The organism is Enterobacter sp. IF2SW-B1, assembly GCF_001743375.1.
GTDB classification, from domain to species: Bacteria; Pseudomonadota; Gammaproteobacteria; order Enterobacterales; family Enterobacteriaceae; genus Enterobacter; species Enterobacter bugandensis.
Genome location: NZ_MJAA01000010.1, coordinates 144,816 through 163,077, shown reverse-complemented (window position 1 = coordinate 163,077; position 18,262 = coordinate 144,816). Strand labels below are relative to the sequence as shown.

Sequence of the window (18,262 nt, the reverse complement as noted above, 5' to 3'; positions counted from 1 at the left end):
CTTCGCCTTACCCGGCCTACAAAAACCGAGAACACAGGCCGGGTAAGCGCAACGCCACCCGGCAACAAGGGCTACTTCGTGACGCGATCGTACCAGACCATATCCGCGTTCAGCCCCTGCTGATATCCCTTCACCTTATCGCGCACCGCGATCTGGGTTTTGCCCTGATCGACGAACACGTACGGCGAGCTCTGCTGCAGCTGTTCCTGCATCTTCTTGTACAGATCCAGACGCTTCGCCGGATCCGGTTCGGCAACCGCCGCCAGCGTGGCCTTATTCAGCTCCGGGATTTTCCAGCCGTTCAGACCGGCCACGGTGCTGGACTTCCCGTCGTTCCACGCGAAGGCGCTGGCGTTTGAGTGCGCATCGAAGTAGTCCGGGATCCACAGACGAATCGCCGCCTGATGCTGCTTAGCGCGCACGCGGGCATAGACCTGGCTCCCGGCGGCAGGCAGCAGATCCACCTTCACGCCACCCTGAGCAAAGCTCGCCTGCATCGACTGGGCAATAGTGATAAACGGCGGCTTGTTCTCCACGTCCAGCGTGAAGTGCGCGTCCTTAATGCCCGCTTTGGCGAGGATTGCCTTCGCTTTTGCCGGATCAAATTTAAACGGATTGTCTTCCAGCGCGCCCGGCAGGCCGACCGGCAGGAAGCTCTGGTGAACAAAATACTGGCCTTTCAGCAGGTTCTTCGTGATGCCGTCATAGTCGACCAGCCAGCGCGACGCTTCCCAGAACGCCGGGTTGTTCAGCAGCGGATTGGCGCTGTTGCCGGTGTTAAACACCAGGTAATTCTGCTCGGCGGACGGAATGCTCAGCACCTTCACGCCCGGCTTGCCGTCCAGGGCGCTAATCTGGTCTGCACCCAGATCGCGCGCCACGTCCGCATCCCCCTGCTGGATCAGCAGGCGGCGTGAAGCCGGATCGGGAACGTTTTTAATGATGATGCTTTTGAGCTTCGGCGCGCCGCCGGGGGCGGAATCGTTGGCTTCCAGCACGATGGCCTGATGCGGCTGATAGACGCGCATTTTGAACGCACCGCTGCCCGCCGAGTGCATTTTCAGCCAGGCATTGCCGAAGTCGTTATCCTTGACGTTTGCGGCGACCTGCTTTTCATCGACGATAGAGGCTATCGGCGTGGAGAGGATATTCAGCGCCACCGAGGGGCTAACGTCCGCCGTCCAGTGAAGCTGGAGGGTATGATCGTCCACCTTTTTCAGCTGGCTGGCGATGTTGCTCGCGTCCCAGCCCAGCACGTTGAGGATAAAGGCCGGGGATTTGTTCAGCGTCACGGCGCGGGTATAAGAGAAAATCACGTCTTCCGGACGCAGCGGGTTGCCGGAGGCGAATTTTGCATCGGGTTTAAGCTTGATGGTCAGGGTTTTTGCTGCTGCATCCGCGTCCCAGCTTTCTGCCAGAACCGGCGTGATTTTTTCCGGATTATCGCGGTCCGGCTGCACCAGACGCTGGTACAGGCTCGGCACGGTCTGGATGCTGGAGAGCTCGTTGGCTTCGGCCGGGTCGAGGCTCACGATGTCATCAAGACCCTGAGCAACCACCAGCGTCGTCGGCGGCGTAGCGGCGTGGGTAGCGCCTGAGAGCGCAGCCAGCATCAGTAACGGCAACAGTTTTTTTGTCATAGCGATCCCTGAGAAGAATATATTGTGATTGTTTTATGCTCCGCTACGTTAGGTCGACTCCACATTTCTTCAAAGTCGAAATTCTGCTTTGCTTATGCCATGCGGATATATCGCATGCGGCCTGGTTATTAAACGCCTCTCTTTTCGCCGCCCTTTTAACCTGCTATAACAAAATCCTTACCTTTCAGGGAGTCACCCCCGTGCCCGAAATCAATCAATATGGTCAAACCGTTAACGATCTCGTCCCGGACTGGAAGTGCGCGCAGGTATTAACCCGCACGGCGCTGACCGGGCAGTATTGCCGTCTTGAGCCGCTGGACGCCGGGCGTCACGCGGCGGATCTCTTTGAGGCCTACGCGCTGGGCGACGACAGCGACTGGACGTGGCTTGCCAGCAACCGGCCTGAAAGCGTGGAAGCCACCGCACACTGGGTGTCCGGAAAGGTGATGGATGATGACCTGGTGCCCTTCGCCGTGATGGATTTACGCACTGAAAATGCGGTCGGACTGGTGAGCTACATGGCGATCGAGCGCTTTCAGGGCTCGGTGGAGATCGGCCACGTCACCTGGTCGCGCAGGATGAAAGGCACCCGTATCGGCACCGAGGCGGTGTGGCTGCTGCTGAAAAACGCCTTTGACCACAAATACCGACGGCTGGAGTGGAAGTGCGACTCGATGAATACCGCATCGCGCAGCGCCGCGGAGCGGCTTGGGTTCGTCTGGGAAGGACGCTTACGCCAGCGGCTGGTGCGGAAAGGCCGCAACCGCGACAGCGATATGCTTTCTATTATTGATGGCGAATGGCCGCAAAGAGACGCGGAGCTGCGCGCCTGGCTGGCGGCGGAGAATTTTGACGAGGAAGGGCGTCAGATAAAGCGGCTTGAGGCGTTTCGGTTATAAGTTTTTATGTAGGGTACAGCCCAACCACGCGGCTAATCCGCGGAAATCGCGATTTCAATCAGGTTGGTTTTTCCGGACTGCAGGCCGCGCGTTACCGCTTCGGCGATATCCGCCGCCTCGGTCACCCGGCAGCAGTGGACGCCCATGGCGGTGGCCAGCGACTGAAAATCGATATGCGGGTTCACGAGGTCCATCCCGATAAAACGGCCCAGCCGCGTTGAGCTGTAGTCGGCCTGGCTCTTCATAAAGTTTTTCAGGATGTTGTACTCCCTGTTATTCATGACGATAAAGGTGACCGGCAGATTTTCGTGTGCTGCCGTCCAGAGTGCCTGCGGCGAGTACAGGGAGGCCCCGTCGCCGATCAGGCAGACCACCGGCTCCTGTCCGCGTCCCAGCGAATGCCCCACGGAGGCAGGCATCCCCCAGCCCAGTCCGCCGCCGCGCATAAAGTAGTAGCGCTGATGCTGCTGGTCAGAGATGAACCGGCGGACATGCCTGGCGGTCGCTATCGCCTCATCAACGATGGTGGTACCCGCCGGAATGGATCGGATGACCTCCCAGGCTGCGACCATCGGCGAAAGGGCCGGGCGAAGCCGCTCGGCGGCCAGACGTTCTTCCTGCAACTGCCACTCCTTCTCACGTTCGTCGCGGGCCGCCACCAGCAGCTGCTGGTGGGCCAGCGTATTGGCGATCAGGCGCTGCTCAAGCTTCGGCAGCAGTTCGTGCAGGGACAGTTTGATATCCCCCATCACCGAAAGGCGAGTGGCATAGGTGCGGCCAAGCTCGTACATATCCGCCGAGAGCTGATACACCGCGCAGGTTGCCGGAATGGCCTCGCCTTCGCTGTACAAAATGGTGATCAGGCTTCTGCCGCCGATGATAAATACGGCATCGTAGGCATTGATGACGCTGGCGATTTCGCTGGCGGTGGTAGGCATATTGCCTCGCCAGAGCGCGTGCTGGGTGGGAAATGGCAAATTCAGCGGCCAGGAGGAGCCGTAGACGTGGGCGCCGAGCGCTTCCGCCAGCTGTACAATTTCCTGCGTCGAGCCGCTGGAGTGCACCTCATCGCCCGCCACAATCATGATCCTGCCCGGCGCGATCTCGCTGAGCGCCTCCGCCAGCTCGTCCAGCGAGCCCGCAACGGTGTGGTAGTTTACTCTCGACGCCGTCTGTATCCCGGCGTCGCTCAGCTCTTCCATCACGTTCATCGGCAGGGAGAGCAGCACCGGGCCGCCAGGAGGATAGCTGGCAGCGTGAAACGCGCGGCGCACCAGCACCGGGAGCTGGTCGGCGCTGGTGACCTCCTGCGCCCACTTCATGACTGGAGAGCCGATGGAAACAATATCATCATACAGAAGCGGGTCGCGGACGTAGTGTCGCGTATCCTGCTGTCCAACGGTCACCACCAGCGGGGTTTTCATAATCCGCGAATTAATGAGATTCCCCATGCCGTGCCCCAGGCCGCTGGCGGTATGCAAATTGATAAAGCCCGTTTTGCCGGAGGCTTTCGCATAGCCGTCGGCAATCGCCACCACGGTGCTCTCCTGAAGCGCCAGAATATAGTGAATATTTTCATGGCGAAGCAGGGCATCAATGAGCGGAAGTTCGGTGGTGCCGGGGTTGCCAAAAATATATTCCACGCCTTCACTCTCCAGCACTTCAAGAAGAATATCGGCACCCGTTCGCATATTGAGATCTGATAAGGACGTTAATGATTTAATCATAATGACACCTCATTCAGCATTATTTAACGCAGGCTAAAATTCTTCCTGCGTTGGACGCACAACAATTTCATTAATATCAACGTCGCCAGGCTGTTCTATGGCAAATAAAACCGCGCGGGCAACTGCGTCAGCCGGAATAGCCTGCTTATAAAACTCATGGAGAAATTTTTTGCTGTCTTCGTCAGAGCTGCCGAATTGCAGTTCGCTTTCGACGGCGCCGGGCGAAATTAGCGTCGTGCGGATAGTTTTACCTGCCTCCTGACGTAAGCCTTCGCTCAGCGCGCGGACGGCGAATTTCGTGGCGCTATACACCACGCCGCCAGGGGCCAGCACCTTGATGCCCGCAACGGAGGCAACGTTAATAAAATGCCCGCTGCCCTGACGCTGGAACACCGGGAGCGCGGCAGCGATGCCGTACAGCACGCCCTTCAGATTGGTATCAATCATCTTGTCCCATTCGTCGGTTTTCAGCTCGCTGAGGGGGGCGATAGCCATAAAGCCCGCGTTATTGATCACCACATCCACGCGCTGGTATGCGGCAACGGCAGCGTCAATGGCGCGCTGCACCTCTTCCTGACGGGTCACGTCGGCCTTTACGGCAATCGCCTTGCCGCCCTGCTGAATAATCTGATCCACCAGAGCATTAATTCTGTCCAGACGGCGCGCCACCAGCACCAGCGAAAACGCGTTATTCGCTAAATGGAGGGCAATGGCCTGACCAATACCGCTGCTGGCACCGGTGATGACAACAACTTTATTTGCACTAATATTCATGATCTTATCTCGCTATTGAGTGATGCAAAAAATAAAAGGCAGAGAAGAATTAATGAATAATGATAAATTCATTAATGCGATTTTTGATATATTGTGTATCGGGAATAAAATGATGTTCGTTTAAAACTTAATGGAGTACGGAAGCGTCTGTCAATGTCGTTTTTTAATAATTAAATTAATTGCAGGCCTAATATTTAATTCTTATAGGTAACCGAGAATATTATATAAATAAAAGGGGGGAACGATAGCGGCCCTGCAAACAGGGCCTGAGGATTACAGTTTGCCACTGTAAAGCACCGGGCCTGTGGGGAGGCCGGTGGGCGATCCGCCCTCTGGTTCAAGGCTTATGGCTATCGTGGCGTCAGCAGGGAGCGTTGCGTTCCTGAGGGTGACGCGTGTGGGGATGTCGTTATGCAGCAGCCCCATGGATACCGGCGCCTGCCCGCCTGGGATCAGCCAAAGCTGCAGGCTGTGTTGCGCGGCGACAGCTGTCGGTCGAAGCGGGGCAATGCTCAGGTGCTGGCGGCTGGCGTCCGCGCTGACGACCCACTGCCCGTGCTGTTGGGCATCGTTGAGTACCATCAGCGGAGCGAGTTCCGGGGCTCGGGTGGCATACCAGGCAACGACCGTCAGGGCGGCGAGTGAGGCCGCAACCATCCAGCCGAGATAAGGCCGACTTTGGCGTAAAGGCTTTTTGGGCGGCAGGTCGAGGGCGATTCTTTTCCACACCGTCTCGGGTGGAGGGACGGGCACAAGATGACTATCCAGCGTGCTGAACATGTCCTGCCAGTACGCCACGCGGGCGGCCAGAGCCGGTTCACGGAGGACCCTTTTCTGGAACTGAAGCCGTGCTCCTCCCCGCAGCGTGCCGAGGGCATACTCTGCTGCCAGCATGTCGTCGCGTTTTTCTGCGTCATTCATAGCCCCACGCACTCCCGAAGATGGTCCATTGCCCGACGTATCCAGCTTTTCACCGAGCCTACAGGCTGCTGGAGCCAGTCGGCAATGTCGCTGTGAGACATTCCCTGATAGTAGGCGAGCGTAATGCTCTGGCGCTGCTCGCTGCTCAAATGTTCGAGACAATGCCTAAGACGCTCTGCCTGCGCATCGTCGTGCCAGTTATTCTGCTCATCGTTCTCGCCGGGCATAAGCGCTTCGTTATACGGCGACTCGCGTTCGGCAGCGCGGGTTTGCCCGCTGCGCAGCCAGTCAATACAGCGATTGCGAACAATATGCGTAAGCCAGGTCATCGGGGTGCTCAGTGCAGCGTTGTAGGTTTCGGCTTTACTCCAGACGGTGATAAAACAGTCGTGAAGGATCTCTTCTGCCCACGCGCGGTCGCGCAGCATGCGCAGCGCGACGGCAAACAGGTGTGGCGATGTGAGTCGATAGATTTGTTCAAATGCGCGGCGATCGCCGTTTGCGACCGCCTGCATTAATTTCTGCTGCTGTTCTGTCAGCGCGTTATCCATGTTTTTCCCGGAAGGTAACGTCACACTTCCGAAGTATAGACAACTACTTAGGCATCAGGACGGTATCAATTACATCGATCACGCCGTTTTTTTGATGAACGTCATAGGTGCTAATGTTCGCCACATTGCCTTTACCATCCTTAAGCTGAATGTTGTGCGGGCCGTTGCTCATGATCCACAGTGGCTGACCGTTAACGGTCTTCAACTCCGCGTGTCCGCCGCCCTGTTTAATTTTCTGCTCCAGCGCCTTCATATCGTAATTACCGGCAACCACGTGATAGGTTAGGATGCTGGTGAGCGTGGCTTTGTTTTCGGGTTTGACCAGGTTCTCGACCGTGCCGGCAGGCAATTTCGCAAACGCCGCATTGGTCGGCGCAAACACGGTGAATGGCCCTTTGCTCTGAAGCGTATCCACCAGTCCAGCCGCTTTGACGGCGGCCACCAGCGTGGTGTGATCTTTCGAGTTCACGGCGTTTTCAACGATATTTTTGCTCGGGAACATTTCCGCTCCGCCTACCATCACGGAGCCTGACGTCATGGCGGCTGATGTGCCTGCACAGAAGAGTAAAGCGCTGGTGACGAGTGCAACACGGGTTAGCTTTTTCATCATCTTTCCTCGGTTTAGGGAGCAAAGGGATTGCTCACATACACATATACGAGGGGAGGGGGTGAACTGGATGCAGGAAAATAAAAATAAATTTTGGGTGGGAAGCCCTCTCCCGTATGGAAGAGGGCCAGGGGGAGGGGAAATATCCTCAGCGTCTGACCGGCGCCCCGTTGGCCACATAATACGCCGCCGTGCTCTTCGCCAGCGGCTCGCGCCCGCGAATCGCATCAGCAATTTTCTCACCGATCATAATCGTGGTGGCGTTCAGGTTGCCGGTAATAATCTGCGGCATGATCGACGCATCCACCACGCGTAATCCTTCCAGCCCGTGAACGCGGCCTTCACCGTCAACCACCGCCATCTCGTCATAGCCCATTTTGCAGGTGCCGCACGGATGGAACGCGGTTTCGGCATGGTTACGCACAAACTCGTCCAGCTGTTCGTCGGTCTGGCAGTCAATACCCGGACTGATTTCGCGGCCGCGGTACTTGTCCAGCGCGGGCTGGTGCATGATCTCGCGGGTAATGCGGATCGCGTCGCGGAACTCCTGCCAGTCCTGCTCGTGGGACATATAGTTGAACAGGATCGCCGGATGCTGGTGCGGATCGCGCGACTGAATGCGCACGTGTCCACGGCTCGGGGAGCGCATGGAGCCGACGTGGCACTGGAAGCCGTGTTCCTTCACCGCGTTTGAGCCGTTGTAGTTAATCGCTACCGGCAGGAAGTGGTACTGAATGTTCGGCCACTCGAACTCCTCGCGGCTGCGGATAAATCCGCCTGCTTCGAAGTGATTGCTCGCACCCACGCCGGTGCCACCAAACAGCCACTCCGCGCCAATCTTCGGCTGGTTCCACCACTGCAGGGCAGGGTAGAGGGAAACCGGCTCCTTACATTCATACTGGAGGTACATCTCCAGATGATCCTGCAGGTTTTCTCCCACGCCGGGTAAATCATGCACCAGCGGGATATCGAACTGCTTCAGCAGCTCAGCGTTGCCTACGCCGGAACGCTGGAGGATCTGCGGTGACGCAATGGCGCCTGCGCACAGGAGGACTTCTTTATTCGCCGTCGCTTTTGACGGAATGGTGCTCTCGCCTTCCAGCCACTCAACGCCAACCGCGCGCTTGCCCTCAAAGAGGATGCGATCGGTCATGGCGTGGGTGCGGATAGTCAGGTTTGGGCGCGGTTTCGCCTGATCCAGATAGCCGCGCGCGGTGCTGGCGCGTCGGCCCTGCGGCGTGACCGTGCGGTCCATCGGGCCGAAGCCTTCCTGCTGGTAGCCGTTGAGATCGTCGGTGCGCGGATAGCCCGCCTGCACGCCTGCTTCCACCATTGCTTCAAACAGCGGGTTTACGCCCGGCTTAGAGGTGGTAACGCTCACCGGACCGTCGCCGCCGTGGTAGTCGTTCGGCCCCACGTCGCGGGTCTCTGCCTTGCGGTAGTAGGGCAGGCAGTTGAGGTAGCTCCAGTGCTCCAGGCCCGGCTCTTTCGCCCAGTGGTCGAGGTCCATCGCGTTACCGCGGATGTAGCACATGCCGTTGATCAATGACGAGCCGCCCAGCCCTTTTCCGCGTCCGCACTCCATGCGGCGGTTGTTCATGAAGGGTTCTGGCTCGGTTTCGTACGCCCAGTTGTAGCGCTTGCCCTGCAGCGGGAAGGCCAGCGCGGCGGGCATCTGGGTGCGGAAATCAAAGCGGTAGTCCGGCCCGCCCGCCTCAAGCAGCAGGACGGTGGTGTTCGGATCTTCAGTCAGTCGTGTAGCCAGTACGTTGCCGGCAGAGCCGGCCCCGATAATGATGTAGTCAAATTGCAAATAAACCTCCCGGTTAAAATATGGACTGGAATTTACCCATCTCAACCTGGATGGACTTCACCTGGGTGTAGCTCTGCAGCGTCATCACGCCGTTCTCGCGGCCAATGCCGGAGTGCTTGTAGCCGCCAACCGGCATCTCCGCGGCGGATTCACCCCAGGTGTTGATCCAGCAGATGCCCGCTTCAAGCTGATGAATGGCGCCGTGGGCGCGGTTCAGATCGGCGGTGACGATGCCCGCCGCCAGACCGTAGTCGGTGTCGTTGGCGCGGCGAATGGCTTCTTCATCGCTTTCATAGGTGAGGATGGACATCACCGGGCCGAAGATCTCTTCGCGCACGATGGTCATCTCGTCGGTGCAGTCGGTGAACACGGTCGGGGCCACCCACGCGCCGTTATCAAATCCGTCGCCCTTCAGCACGTCGCCGCCGCACAGCACGCGCGCGCCTTGTTCTTTGCCTTTGGCGATGTAGCGCATCACGCTGTCGCGATGCGGGAAGCTGACCATCGGGCCAAAGTTGGTGTTTTCATCGAACAGATCGCCTGCGCGGATGCGGCCTACGCGCTCGACGATTTTCTGCTCAAACGCGGCCTTATATTTTGCAGGCACGAACACGCGGGTGCCGTTGGTGCACACCTGTCCGGAACTGAAGAAGTTGGCCATCATGGCGATGTCTGCGGCGAGATCCAGATCCGCATCGTCAAACACAATCAGCGGCGATTTGCCGCCCAGCTCCATCGTCACCTCTTTCAGAGACGAGGCCGCTGCGTTCGCCATCACCTTTTTGCCGCTGGCGACGCCGCCGGTGAAGGAGACTTTGGCAATGCCCGGATGCTCGGTCAGGTACTGGCCGGTTTCCGCGCCCACGCCCGGCAGGACGTTAAACACGCCGTCCGGCAGGCCCGCCTCGGTGTAGATTTCTGCCAGCTTCAGGGCGGTGAGCGGGGTCACTTCGCTCGGCTTGAAGATCATCGCGTTGCCCGCCGCCAGCGCCGGGGCGGATTTCCACAGGGCGATCTGGATCGGGTAGTTCCACGCGCCGATGCCCGCCACCACGCCCAGCGGCTCGCGGCGGGTGTAGACGAATGAGGTGTCGCGCAGCGGGATCTGGCTGCCTTCCAGCGCCGGGATCAGCCCCGCGTAGTACTCCAGCACGTCCGCGCCGGTGACGATGTCGACGGTCGAGGTTTCAGAAAACGCCTTACCGGTGTCGAGGGTCTCCAGCTTCGCCAGCGCGTCGTTGCGCTCGCGCAGGATGTCGACGGCGCGACGCAGGATGCGCGAGCGCTCCATGGCGGTCATCGCCGCCCAGATTTTTTGCCCGCGCTTTGCGCTCTCTACGGCGCGGTCCACGTCTTCGCGCCCGGCGGCCTGCACGCTCGCCAGAACTTCACCGTTGGCCGGGTTGATGGTCTCGAAGGTGCGACCGCTGGTGGCGGATGTATAACCACCATTGATATAAAGCTGCTGTTCTGCCATTCGGGACATGCTTCCTCCTCGGTTATTCGGTCGGTAAATGCTGGCTGATAAAGTGGCTGGTGAGCGATTGCGCGAGGGTTTTGTCCAGCGGTTTGCCGCTGAGCGCGGCGCGCAGCCACAGCCCGTCGATCAGCGCCGCCAGCCCGTAGCCCGCCTCTTCAGCCTGTTCACGCGGCAGCTCGCGGCGGAACTCGTACACCAGATTTGAGAGCAACCGGCGGCTGCTGACCTGCTGCAAACGGTAGAGCATCGGCTGATGCATGCTGCTCGCCCAGAAGGCCAGCCAGGCCTTCATCGCCGCGCCGCTGACCTGGGTTTCATCAAAATTGCCGCCGACAATCGCCTGCAAACGCTGCTCCGCGCTGCCGTTCGGCAGGGCGCGTAAGCGGCTTAATACCGCATCGCGCAGCTGGCCGGTGATGTCGCGCATGGTCGCTTCCAGCAGGCCGTTTTTATCTTTGAAATAATGGCTGATGATCCCCGTGGACACGCCCGCCCGACGGGCGATCTGCGCAATGGTTGCGTCATGCATGCCCACTTCATTAATTGCTTCCAGCGTGGCGTCGATAAGCTGCCTGCGCCGGATCGGCTGCATCCCCACTTTGGGCATTTTTGCCACTCCATTCATCAGCGTTGGTAATCTATTAAAGCGGTTTTTGATTGGACGTTCAATATAAAATGTGTCTTAATTGTTGCGATTTTGGATTTCAATAGTTACAAAAACAGTGGGGATACTGGATGACAGACCTTTCACAAGACAGAGAAAAAGACAAAATCAACCCGGTCGTTTTTTATACGTCCGCCGGGCTGATTTTGTTGTTTTCCCTGACAACCATTTTCTTTAACGATTTTTCTGCCGAGTGGATTGGCCGCACCCTGAACTGGGTGTCGAAGACCTTCGGCTGGTACTACCTGCTGGCGGCGACGCTCTATATCGTCTTCGTGGTCTGCATTGCCTGCTCGCGCTTCGGCTCGGTGAAGCTCGGGCCAGAGCAGTCCAAGCCCGAGTTCAGCCTGCTGAGCTGGGCGGCGATGCTGTTTGCCGCGGGCATCGGCATCGACCTGATGTTCTTCTCGGTAGCTGAGCCGGTCACGCAGTATATGCAGCCGCCGGAAGGGGCGGGGCAGACGATGGAGGCCGCGCGCCAGGCGATGGTCTGGACGCTGTTCCACTACGGCCTGACGGGCTGGTCGATGTATGCCCTGATGGGCATGGCGCTAGGATACTTTAGCTATCGTTATAATTTGCCCCTCACCATCCGCTCCGCGCTGTACCCGATTTTCGGGAAAAGAATTAATGGCCCGATTGGCCACAGCGTCGATATTGCGGCGGTAATTGGCACCATCTTCGGCATCGCGACGACGCTCGGCATTGGCGTGGTGCAGCTCAACTACGGGCTAAGCGTGCTGTTTGATATCCCAGATTCGATGGCGGCGAAAGCGGCGCTGATTGCGCTCTCGGTGATTATCGCCACCATTTCGGTGACCTCCGGCGTGGATAAGGGCATCCGCGTGCTCTCTGAGCTGAACGTGGCACTGGCGCTGGGCCTGATCCTGTTCGTGCTGTTTATGGGCGACACGTCGTTCCTGCTCAACGCCCTGGTGCTGAACGTGGGCGACTACGTGAACCGCTTCATGAGCATGACGCTGAACAGCTTCGCCTTTGACCGCCCGGTGGAGTGGATGAACAACTGGACCCTGTTCTTCTGGGCGTGGTGGGTCGCATGGTCGCCATTTGTTGGCCTGTTCCTGGCGCGCATTTCGCGTGGCCGTACCATTCGTCAGTTTGTGATGGGCACGCTGATTATCCCGTTCACCTTTACCCTCCTGTGGCTGTCGGTGTTCGGCAACAGCGCGCTGCACGAGATCATCCACGGCAACGCGACCTTCGCGCAGGAAGCGATGGCGCACCCGGAGCGCGGCTTCTACAGCCTGCTGGCGCAGTATCCGGCGTTTACCTTTAGCGCCTCCGTGGCGACCATTACCGGCCTGCTGTTTTACGTGACTTCGGCGGATTCCGGGGCGCTGGTGCTGGGCAACTTCACCTCGAAGCTGAAGGACATCAACAGCGACGCGCCGAACTGGCTGCGCATCTTCTGGTCGGTCGCCATCGGCCTGCTGACGCTCGGCATGCTGATGACCAACGGCATTTCGGCGCTGCAGAACACCACGGTGATCATGGGCCTGCCGTTCAGCTTTGTGATCTTCTTCGTGATGGCCGGGCTGTATAAATCGCTCAAGGTGGAAGACTATCGGCGCGTCAGCGCCAGCCGCGACACCGCGCCGCGGCCAATGGGCGCCCAGGACAGGCTGAGCTGGAAGAAACGCCTGTCGCGCCTGATGAACTACCCGGGCACGCGCTACACCAAACAGATGATGGAGACGGTCTGCTACCCGGCGATGGAAGAGGTGGCGCAGGAGCTGAAGCTGCGCGGTGCGTACGTGGAGCTGAAAAACCTGCCGCCGGAGGAGGGCGAAACCCTGGGGCACCTGGATCTGCTGGTGCACATGGGCGACGAGCAGAACTTTGTCTATCAGATCTGGCCGCAGCAGTATTCGGTACCCGGCTTTACCTACCGGGCGCGCAGCGGGAAATCAACCTACTACCGGCTGGAGACGTTCCTGCTGGAAGGTAGCCAGGGGAATGACCTGATGGATTACAGCAAGGAGCAGGTGATTACGGACATTCTGGACCAGTATGAACGGCACCTGAACTTTATCCATCTGCACAGGGAAGCGCCGGGGAATAGCGTGATGTTCCCGGATGTCTAAACGGATTCTTAAAATACCTTTAAGCTGTATATAAATACAGTTATTTGGCGCAGCATTACTCAAGGAAGAGTAACCATGCAGCATGAGCCTGGTGTTGAAGCATTCGGCCTTTTGCTGCGTTTAGGGAAGGAACTATGGATGAGTCATGCGATAGAGTTTATCGAAACATCACTCTTTACCCGACAGATTAAAAGCATTGCTACGGATGATGAATTAAAGGATCTGCAAAAGGAACTTATTGCGTGGCCTGATAAAGGTGACCTGATCCAGCAGACGGGTGGTTTACGTAAAATAAGGATGGCGGCAGCCTCAAAGGGAAAGAGAGGGGGTATCAGAGTGATTTACTTTCTGGCCACGGAGGAGGTGATCTATTTCATTATGGCCTATCCAAAATGCATAAAGGACAGCCTGACAGAGGCAGAGAAAGCAGAACTTAAAAAGCTGACTTCCATTCTGAAAAATACTGCTTCCAGTGCCGTAAATGAGAGGTGTACTATGTACCCTAATCAGGCAGGTGGAGGCTAATAATGAGTATTTTTAATGAATTAAAATCTTCGCTTGAAGAGGCCGTTGAGATCCATAACGGAAGAAAAGCCGCTTCCCGAGTAACCCGCTATGAAGTTGCTGATGTGCGTGCCATCAGAGAGCAGCTCAATATCACGCAAAGCGAAATGGCGAAGGCGCTTGGCACGAGCGTCGATACGATAAAGAGCTGGGAGTCCAAACGCCGCAATCCAACCGGGCTGGCGGCGAAGGTACTTAATGTGATTCGGGAGAATCCTGCATTTTACAAGGCACTTGCCGGGCTGTGAGTCGCCCTTATGCCGGTTGGCGCTGCGCTTACCCGGCCTACAAAACTGCTTTTCCGTAGGCCTGATAAGCGAAGCGCCGACAGGCCCGCCCTTCATTGACATAACTTTAATGATAACTATTTTCATTTAAATATAGCCTGTGCTATACCTTATAGCACAGGCTAATTTTGCTTTGAATTTCACCACCTCAGGAGACTTCTGCGATGCACCCACTGCAAGGATTAAAGCGTCTGTTGCTCGGCGCGCTGCTCACGGCTACGACAAGCACGGGCGCGCTGGCGGCTGAAAAGTTCCAGGTCATCACCACCTTCACCGTCATCGCGGATATGGCGAAAAACGTGGCGGGGGATGCCGCAGAAGTCACCTCCATCACCAAACCGGGCGCTGAAATCCACGAGTACCAGCCGACGCCGGGCGATATCAAGCGCGCGCAGAAGGCGCAGCTGATTCTGGCGAACGGCATGAACCTGGAGCTGTGGTTCCAGCGTTTTTATCAGCATCTGAACGGCGTGCCGGAGGTGATTGTCACCCAGGGCATCACCCCGATGGGCATCAGCGAGGGGCCGTACGACGGCAAGCCTAACCCGCACGCGTGGATGTCGCCGGACAACGCGCTGATTTACGTTGATAACATCCGCGACGCGCTGGTGAAGTACGACCCGGCCAACGCGCAGGTCTACCAACGCAACGCTGAGGCCTACAAGCAGAAGATCGTCGCGACCCTCGAACCGCTGCGCAAGCAGGTGGCGGCGATCCCGGAAGACAAACGCTGGATGGTGACCAGCGAAGGGGCCTTCTCCTATCTTGCGCGGGATCTGGGCATGAAGGAACTTTACCTGTGGCCGATCAACGCCGATCGGCAGGGGACGCCGCAGCAGGTGCGCAAGGTGATCGATCTGGTGAAGAAATATCGCATCCCGGCGGTATTCAGCGAAAGCACGGTCTCCGATAAGCCGGCGCGTCAGGTGGCGCGGGAAACCGGCACCCACTACGGCGGCGTGCTGTACGTTGACTCCCTGAGTGCGGAAAACGGCCCGGTGCCGACCTATATCGATCTGCTGAACGTGACCACCCGCACGCTGGTGCAGGGCATTCGCGACGGCATGAAGGAGTGACCATGCAGAAGGGGATTGTCGTCACGGACGTAACCGTGACCTACCGCAACGGCCACACGGCGCTGCGCAATGCGTCGTTCAGCGTGCCCGGCGGATCGATTGCCGCGCTGGTGGGGGTGAACGGCTCCGGCAAGTCCACGCTGTTTAAGGCGGTGATGGGCTTTGTGCGGGCGGCGAGCGGCACTATCACCCTCAATGGGCTGCCGCCTCATCGGGCGCTGCGCCAGAACCTGGTCGCCTACGTGCCGCAGTCGGAAGAGGTCGACTGGTCGTTTCCGGTGCTGGTCGAGGACGTGGTGATGATGGGGCGCTACGGGCATATGGGATTTCTGCGGCGGCCTAAAGCGCAGGATCGGCAGATCGTGACCGACGCCCTGAAGCGCGTGGATATGCTCGAGCTGCGCCACCGGCAGATTGGCGAGCTCTCCGGCGGACAAAAGAAGCGCGTCTTTCTGGCGCGGGCGATTGCCCAGCAGGGCGAGGTGATCCTGCTCGACGAGCCGTTTACCGGCGTGGACGTTAAAACCGAAGCCAGAATCATCAGCCTGCTGCGCGAGTTGCGCGACGAGGGCAAAACCATGCTGGTCTCGACCCACAATTTAGGCTCGGTCACGGAGTTTTGCGATTACACGGTGATGGTCAAAGGCACCGTGCTGGCGAGCGGTCCGACGGAAACCACCTTCACCGCCGAAAACCTTGAGCGCGCCTTCAGCGGCGTGCTGCGCCACGTGGTGCTCAGCGGTTCTGAAGACCGCATTATCACCGACGACGAGCGGCCCTTCGTGACGCACCGGCAGGAGGCAAAATGAACGCGCTTCTCGAACCCTTCGGCTATGAGTACATGCTCAACGCGATGTGGGTCTCGGCGATGGTGGGTGGGCTGTGCGCGTTTCTCTCCTGCTACCTGATGCTCAAAGGCTGGTCGCTGATCGGCGATGCGCTCTCGCACTCCATCGTGCCGGGCGTGGCGGGGGCTTACATGCTCGGGCTGCCGTTCTCGCTGGGGGCGTTTTTATCGGGCGGGCTGGCGGCGGGCAGCATGCTGTTTCTCAACCAGCGCAGCCGCCTGAAGGAGGACGCCATTATCGGGCTGATCTTCTCCTCTTTTTTCGGGCTGGGGCTGTTTATGGTCTCGCTCAACCCAACCTCGGTGAATATTCAGACCATCGTGCTCGGCAATATTCTGGCTATCGCACCGGAGGATATCGTCCAGCTGGCGATTATCGGCGTGGTGTCGATGGTTATCCTGCTGTTCAAATGGAAAGATCTGATGGTGACCTTTTTTGATGAGAACCACGCCCGCGCCATCGGCCTGCGCCCTGAGCGCCTGAAGATCCTGTTCTTCACGCTGCTGGCGGTCTCCACCGTGGCGGCGCTGCAAACCGTCGGCGCGTTTCTGGTGATTTGCCTGGTGGTTACGCCCGGCGCAACCGCGTGGCTGCTCACCGACCGCTTCCCGCGTCTGCTGATGATTGCCGTCACCATTGGCAGCCTCACCAGCTTCCTCGGCGCGTGGGCCAGCTATTACCTGGACGGCGCCACCGGCGGCATTATTGTGGTCGCCCAGACGCTGCTGTTCCTGCTGGCGTTCGTTTTTGCGCCGAAGCACGGGCTGCTCGCCAGCCGTCGTCGCGCGAAGGAGGCACATCCATGATGGCGCTGCTCCTTGAACCCTTCCAGTTTGCGTTCATGAACAACGCGCTGCTGATTTCACTTCTGGTAGCCGTGCCCTGCGCGCTGCTGTCGGTTTTTCTGGTGCTGAAAGGCTGGGCGCTGATGGGCGACGCCATGAGCCACGCGGTGTTTCCCGGCGTGGTGCTGGCGTGGGTGATGGGCCTGCCGCTGGCGCTGGGCGCGTTCGTTGCCGGTCTGTTTTGCGCGGTCGCCACCGGCTACCTCAAGGACAATAGCCGCATCAAGCAGGATACGGTGATGGGGATCGTCTTTTCCGGGATGTTCGGCGCGGGGCTGATCCTCTATATCGCCGTCAAACCTGAGGTGCATCTCGACCACATTCTGTTCGGCGATATGCTGGGCATTAACGGGATGGACATTCTGCAAAGCGGTCTCGTCGCGGGGCTGATTGCGCTGGTGATTGGCCTGAAATGGCGCGATTTTCTGCTGTTCTGCTTTGACTATCAGCAGGCGCAGGCGAGCGGCCTGCGCGCCCGCTGGCTGCACTATGGCTTACTGTGCATGGTATCGCTGACCATCGTGGCGACGCTGAAGGCGGTGGGGATTATTCTGTCGATTTCGCTGCTGATTGCCCCCGGCGCGGTGGCGGTGCTGATCGCCCGACGCTTTCACATGGCGCTGCTGGTGGCAGTGGCGGTATCAATACTGGTGTCGGTCAGCGGCGTGTATGCCTCGTTTTATCTCGACAGTGCGCCCGCGCCGACCATAGTGGTCCTGTTCGCGGTGGTGTTTATCGTGACGTTTGTGGTGACCAGCGTGAAGGCGCGTCGGCAGGAACGTGTGACAGCAGGGTGATGACCTGCTCACCGCGCAGTTGCCAGTGCAGGGTGAAGGCGGTGCCTTCGTTAAAGCCTGACAGTTGACGGGTCAATGCCAGCGTGAGCGTGTTATCGTCGAGCAGGGTGACGCGCGCGCTGTCAAACCCGATGTAAGCCTGCACCTGCGGAAAGAGGGCCTTAAACAGGCTCTCTTTGGCGCTGAAAACCAGCGTCAGGGCGAGGGCGAACGGGTAACCGGAACGGGAAATCACACGCTCTTCATGGGCATCTATAATGCCATCTTTGATTTCCCTTGCTTCATTTTCGGCGAGGATCGCTTCACTATCGATACCGATAAGCGCAGGGTATGGCGCGACGACAGCCATCGCCTCCGTGCCGCTGTGGGTGATGCTGCCGGAAATTCCGTCCGGCCAGAGCGGTTCCCCGCTGGGGCCGATGGCGGGAACGGTGTGGTCAGGCAAGGCGTGCGCGGCGGCGATGCGTCCTGCCAGATGGTCAGCCTTGCGTTTACGTCCGGCGTCAGCGAGCTGGGCGTGATGGGGGAGCCAGAGGAGATCGGCGTCGGTGAAGGTGGCGGGGTCGAAGGTGATGCGGTGGAGGGTGAGGCCGGCGAGAGAAAATGTGCTGTGGGCGGTGTGCATGGTTTTTCCCTCTGAATTGTGCGGACTGATGCCCTCACC

18 protein-coding genes are annotated in these 18,262 nt (G+C 58.7%); 8 read left to right on the top strand and 10 right to left on the bottom strand.

Annotated features, from left to right (window positions below; all coding sequences use genetic code 11):
• Nucleotides 1-71: 71 nt before the first annotated feature.
• Nucleotides 72-1,640: an ABC transporter substrate-binding protein gene (locus tag A6013_RS19620; RefSeq protein ID WP_069733620.1), complete on the bottom strand. Its 1,569-nt coding sequence runs from the start codon at nt 1,638-1,640 to the stop codon at nt 72-74.
• Between the two features lie 200 nt (nt 1,641-1,840).
• Here A6013_RS19620 and A6013_RS19615 point away from each other — a divergent pair, with 200 nt between their 5' ends.
• A complete protein-coding gene (locus A6013_RS19615; RefSeq protein WP_069733619.1) occupies nt 1,841-2,539 on the top strand; it encodes a GNAT family N-acetyltransferase in 699 nt (232 codons plus the stop codon).
• A gap of 32 nt (nt 2,540-2,571) precedes the next feature.
• On the opposite strand, the gene A6013_RS19610 is transcribed toward A6013_RS19615, so the two are convergent.
• The 8 genes from A6013_RS19610 to betI all read right to left on the bottom strand — a co-directional run bounded on the left by A6013_RS19610 (nt 2,572) and on the right by betI (nt 11,019).
• Nucleotides 2,572-4,266 carry a thiamine pyrophosphate-binding protein gene (locus A6013_RS19610; RefSeq protein WP_069733618.1) on the bottom strand — a complete coding sequence of 565 codons (1,695 nt, stop codon included), beginning with the start codon at nt 4,264-4,266 and terminating at the stop codon, nt 2,572-2,574.
• A 33-nt stretch (nt 4,267-4,299) separates the two neighbouring features.
• The gene (locus A6013_RS19605) at nt 4,300-5,040 is read right to left on the bottom strand and encodes an SDR family oxidoreductase (protein WP_047367684.1); all 741 of its coding nucleotides are present in this window, start codon (nt 5,038-5,040) and stop codon (nt 4,300-4,302) included.
• 273 nt (nt 5,041-5,313) lie between these two features.
• A complete protein-coding gene (locus A6013_RS19600; protein ID WP_028012274.1) occupies nt 5,314-5,961 on the bottom strand; it encodes an anti-sigma factor domain-containing protein in 648 nt (215 codons plus the stop codon).
• A complete protein-coding gene (locus tag A6013_RS19595; RefSeq protein ID WP_069733617.1) occupies nt 5,958-6,512 on the bottom strand; it encodes an RNA polymerase sigma factor in 555 nt (184 codons plus the stop codon). The genes A6013_RS19600 and A6013_RS19595 overlap by 4 nt, the downstream gene beginning before the upstream one ends.
• A 43-nt stretch (nt 6,513-6,555) precedes the next feature.
• Nucleotides 6,556-7,119, bottom strand: a complete 564-nt coding sequence (locus tag A6013_RS19590) for a fasciclin domain-containing protein (RefSeq protein WP_049138747.1) — start codon at nt 7,117-7,119, stop codon at nt 6,556-6,558.
• Between the two features lie 148 nt (nt 7,120-7,267).
• Complete coding sequence (betA, locus tag A6013_RS19585) at nt 7,268-8,932, bottom strand: choline dehydrogenase (RefSeq protein ID WP_069733616.1); 1,665 nt, start codon at nt 8,930-8,932, stop codon at nt 7,268-7,270.
• Between the two features lie 13 nt (nt 8,933-8,945).
• Entirely contained in the window at nt 8,946-10,418 is a 1,473-nt protein-coding gene (gene betB / locus A6013_RS19580) for a betaine-aldehyde dehydrogenase (RefSeq protein WP_069733615.1), read from the bottom strand.
• 13 nt (nt 10,419-10,431) lie between these two features.
• Nucleotides 10,432-11,019: a transcriptional regulator BetI gene (gene betI, locus A6013_RS19575; protein ID WP_023334836.1), complete on the bottom strand. Its 588-nt coding sequence runs from the start codon at nt 11,017-11,019 to the stop codon at nt 10,432-10,434.
• A 128-nt stretch (nt 11,020-11,147) separates the two neighbouring features.
• On the opposite strand from betI, the gene betT reads away from it, so the two are divergent.
• The 7 genes from betT to A6013_RS19540 all read left to right on the top strand — a co-directional run bounded on the left by betT (nt 11,148) and on the right by A6013_RS19540 (nt 17,598).
• On the top strand, nt 11,148-13,181 hold the full coding sequence (gene betT / locus A6013_RS19570) for a choline BCCT transporter BetT (RefSeq protein WP_069733614.1): 2,034 nt from the start codon (nt 11,148-11,150) through the stop codon (nt 13,179-13,181).
• 138 nt (nt 13,182-13,319) lie between these two features.
• Complete coding sequence (locus tag A6013_RS19565) at nt 13,320-13,706, top strand: type II toxin-antitoxin system RelE/ParE family toxin (protein WP_041912044.1); 387 nt, start codon at nt 13,320-13,322, stop codon at nt 13,704-13,706.
• Between the two features lie 2 nt (nt 13,707-13,708).
• Complete coding sequence (nadS, locus tag A6013_RS19560; RefSeq protein ID WP_041910964.1) at nt 13,709-13,993, top strand: NadS family protein; 285 nt, start codon at nt 13,709-13,711, stop codon at nt 13,991-13,993.
• A 203-nt stretch (nt 13,994-14,196) separates the two neighbouring features.
• Nucleotides 14,197-15,108 (top strand): metal ABC transporter substrate-binding protein, encoded by a 912-nt coding sequence (locus tag A6013_RS19555; RefSeq protein WP_069733613.1) that lies wholly within the window; start codon nt 14,197-14,199, stop codon nt 15,106-15,108.
• Between the two features lie 2 nt (nt 15,109-15,110).
• Nucleotides 15,111-15,917 (top strand): manganese/iron ABC transporter ATP-binding protein, encoded by an 807-nt coding sequence (locus A6013_RS19550; protein WP_047367689.1) that lies wholly within the window; start codon nt 15,111-15,113, stop codon nt 15,915-15,917.
• Complete coding sequence (gene sitC / locus A6013_RS19545; protein WP_069733612.1) at nt 15,914-16,762, top strand: iron/manganese ABC transporter permease subunit SitC; 849 nt, start codon at nt 15,914-15,916, stop codon at nt 16,760-16,762. Before A6013_RS19550 ends, sitC begins: the two co-directional genes overlap by 4 nt.
• Nucleotides 16,759-17,598, top strand: a complete 840-nt coding sequence (locus A6013_RS19540) for a metal ABC transporter permease (RefSeq protein WP_047367691.1) — start codon at nt 16,759-16,761, stop codon at nt 17,596-17,598. The genes sitC and A6013_RS19540 overlap by 4 nt, the downstream gene beginning before the upstream one ends.
• Here A6013_RS19540 and entD read toward each other — a convergent pair.
• Nucleotides 17,534-18,223, bottom strand: a complete 690-nt coding sequence (gene entD, locus A6013_RS19535; RefSeq protein ID WP_069733611.1) for an enterobactin synthase subunit EntD — start codon at nt 18,221-18,223, stop codon at nt 17,534-17,536. The genes A6013_RS19540 and entD overlap by 65 nt on opposite strands.
• Between the last annotated feature and the right edge of the window lie 39 nt (nt 18,224-18,262).

What these genes read in the sequence shown, in the direction of transcription:
- nadS (WP_041910964.1), top strand. Translation starts at nt 13,709, where the DNA reads ATGAGTATTTTTAATGAATTAAAATCTTCGCTTGAAGAGGCCGTTGAG.
- betB (WP_069733615.1), bottom strand. Translation starts at nt 10,418, where the DNA reads ATGTCCCGAATGGCAGAACAGCAGCTTTATATCAATGGTGGTTATACA.
- betT (WP_069733614.1), top strand. Translation starts at nt 11,148, where the DNA reads ATGACAGACCTTTCACAAGACAGAGAAAAAGACAAAATCAACCCGGTC.
- sitC (WP_069733612.1), top strand. Translation starts at nt 15,914, where the DNA reads ATGAACGCGCTTCTCGAACCCTTCGGCTATGAGTACATGCTCAACGCG.
- A6013_RS19620 (WP_069733620.1), bottom strand. Translation starts at nt 1,640, where the DNA reads ATGACAAAAAAACTGTTGCCGTTACTGATGCTGGCTGCGCTCTCAGGC.
- entD (WP_069733611.1), bottom strand. Translation starts at nt 18,223, where the DNA reads ATGCACACCGCCCACAGCACATTTTCTCTCGCCGGCCTCACCCTCCAC.
- A6013_RS19610 (WP_069733618.1), bottom strand. Translation starts at nt 4,266, where the DNA reads ATGATTAAATCATTAACGTCCTTATCAGATCTCAATATGCGAACGGGT.
- betI (WP_023334836.1), bottom strand. Translation starts at nt 11,019, where the DNA reads ATGCCCAAAGTGGGGATGCAGCCGATCCGGCGCAGGCAGCTTATCGAC.
- A6013_RS19555 (WP_069733613.1), top strand. Translation starts at nt 14,197, where the DNA reads ATGCACCCACTGCAAGGATTAAAGCGTCTGTTGCTCGGCGCGCTGCTC.
- A6013_RS19590 (WP_049138747.1), bottom strand. Translation starts at nt 7,119, where the DNA reads ATGAAAAAGCTAACCCGTGTTGCACTCGTCACCAGCGCTTTACTCTTC.
- A6013_RS19600 (WP_028012274.1), bottom strand. Translation starts at nt 5,961, where the DNA reads ATGAATGACGCAGAAAAACGCGACGACATGCTGGCAGCAGAGTATGCC.
- A6013_RS19605 (WP_047367684.1), bottom strand. Translation starts at nt 5,040, where the DNA reads ATGAATATTAGTGCAAATAAAGTTGTTGTCATCACCGGTGCCAGCAGC.
- A6013_RS19550 (WP_047367689.1), top strand. Translation starts at nt 15,111, where the DNA reads ATGCAGAAGGGGATTGTCGTCACGGACGTAACCGTGACCTACCGCAAC.
- A6013_RS19565 (WP_041912044.1), top strand. Translation starts at nt 13,320, where the DNA reads ATGAGTCATGCGATAGAGTTTATCGAAACATCACTCTTTACCCGACAG.
- A6013_RS19595 (WP_069733617.1), bottom strand. Translation starts at nt 6,512, where the DNA reads ATGGATAACGCGCTGACAGAACAGCAGCAGAAATTAATGCAGGCGGTC.
- A6013_RS19540 (WP_047367691.1), top strand. Translation starts at nt 16,759, where the DNA reads ATGATGGCGCTGCTCCTTGAACCCTTCCAGTTTGCGTTCATGAACAAC.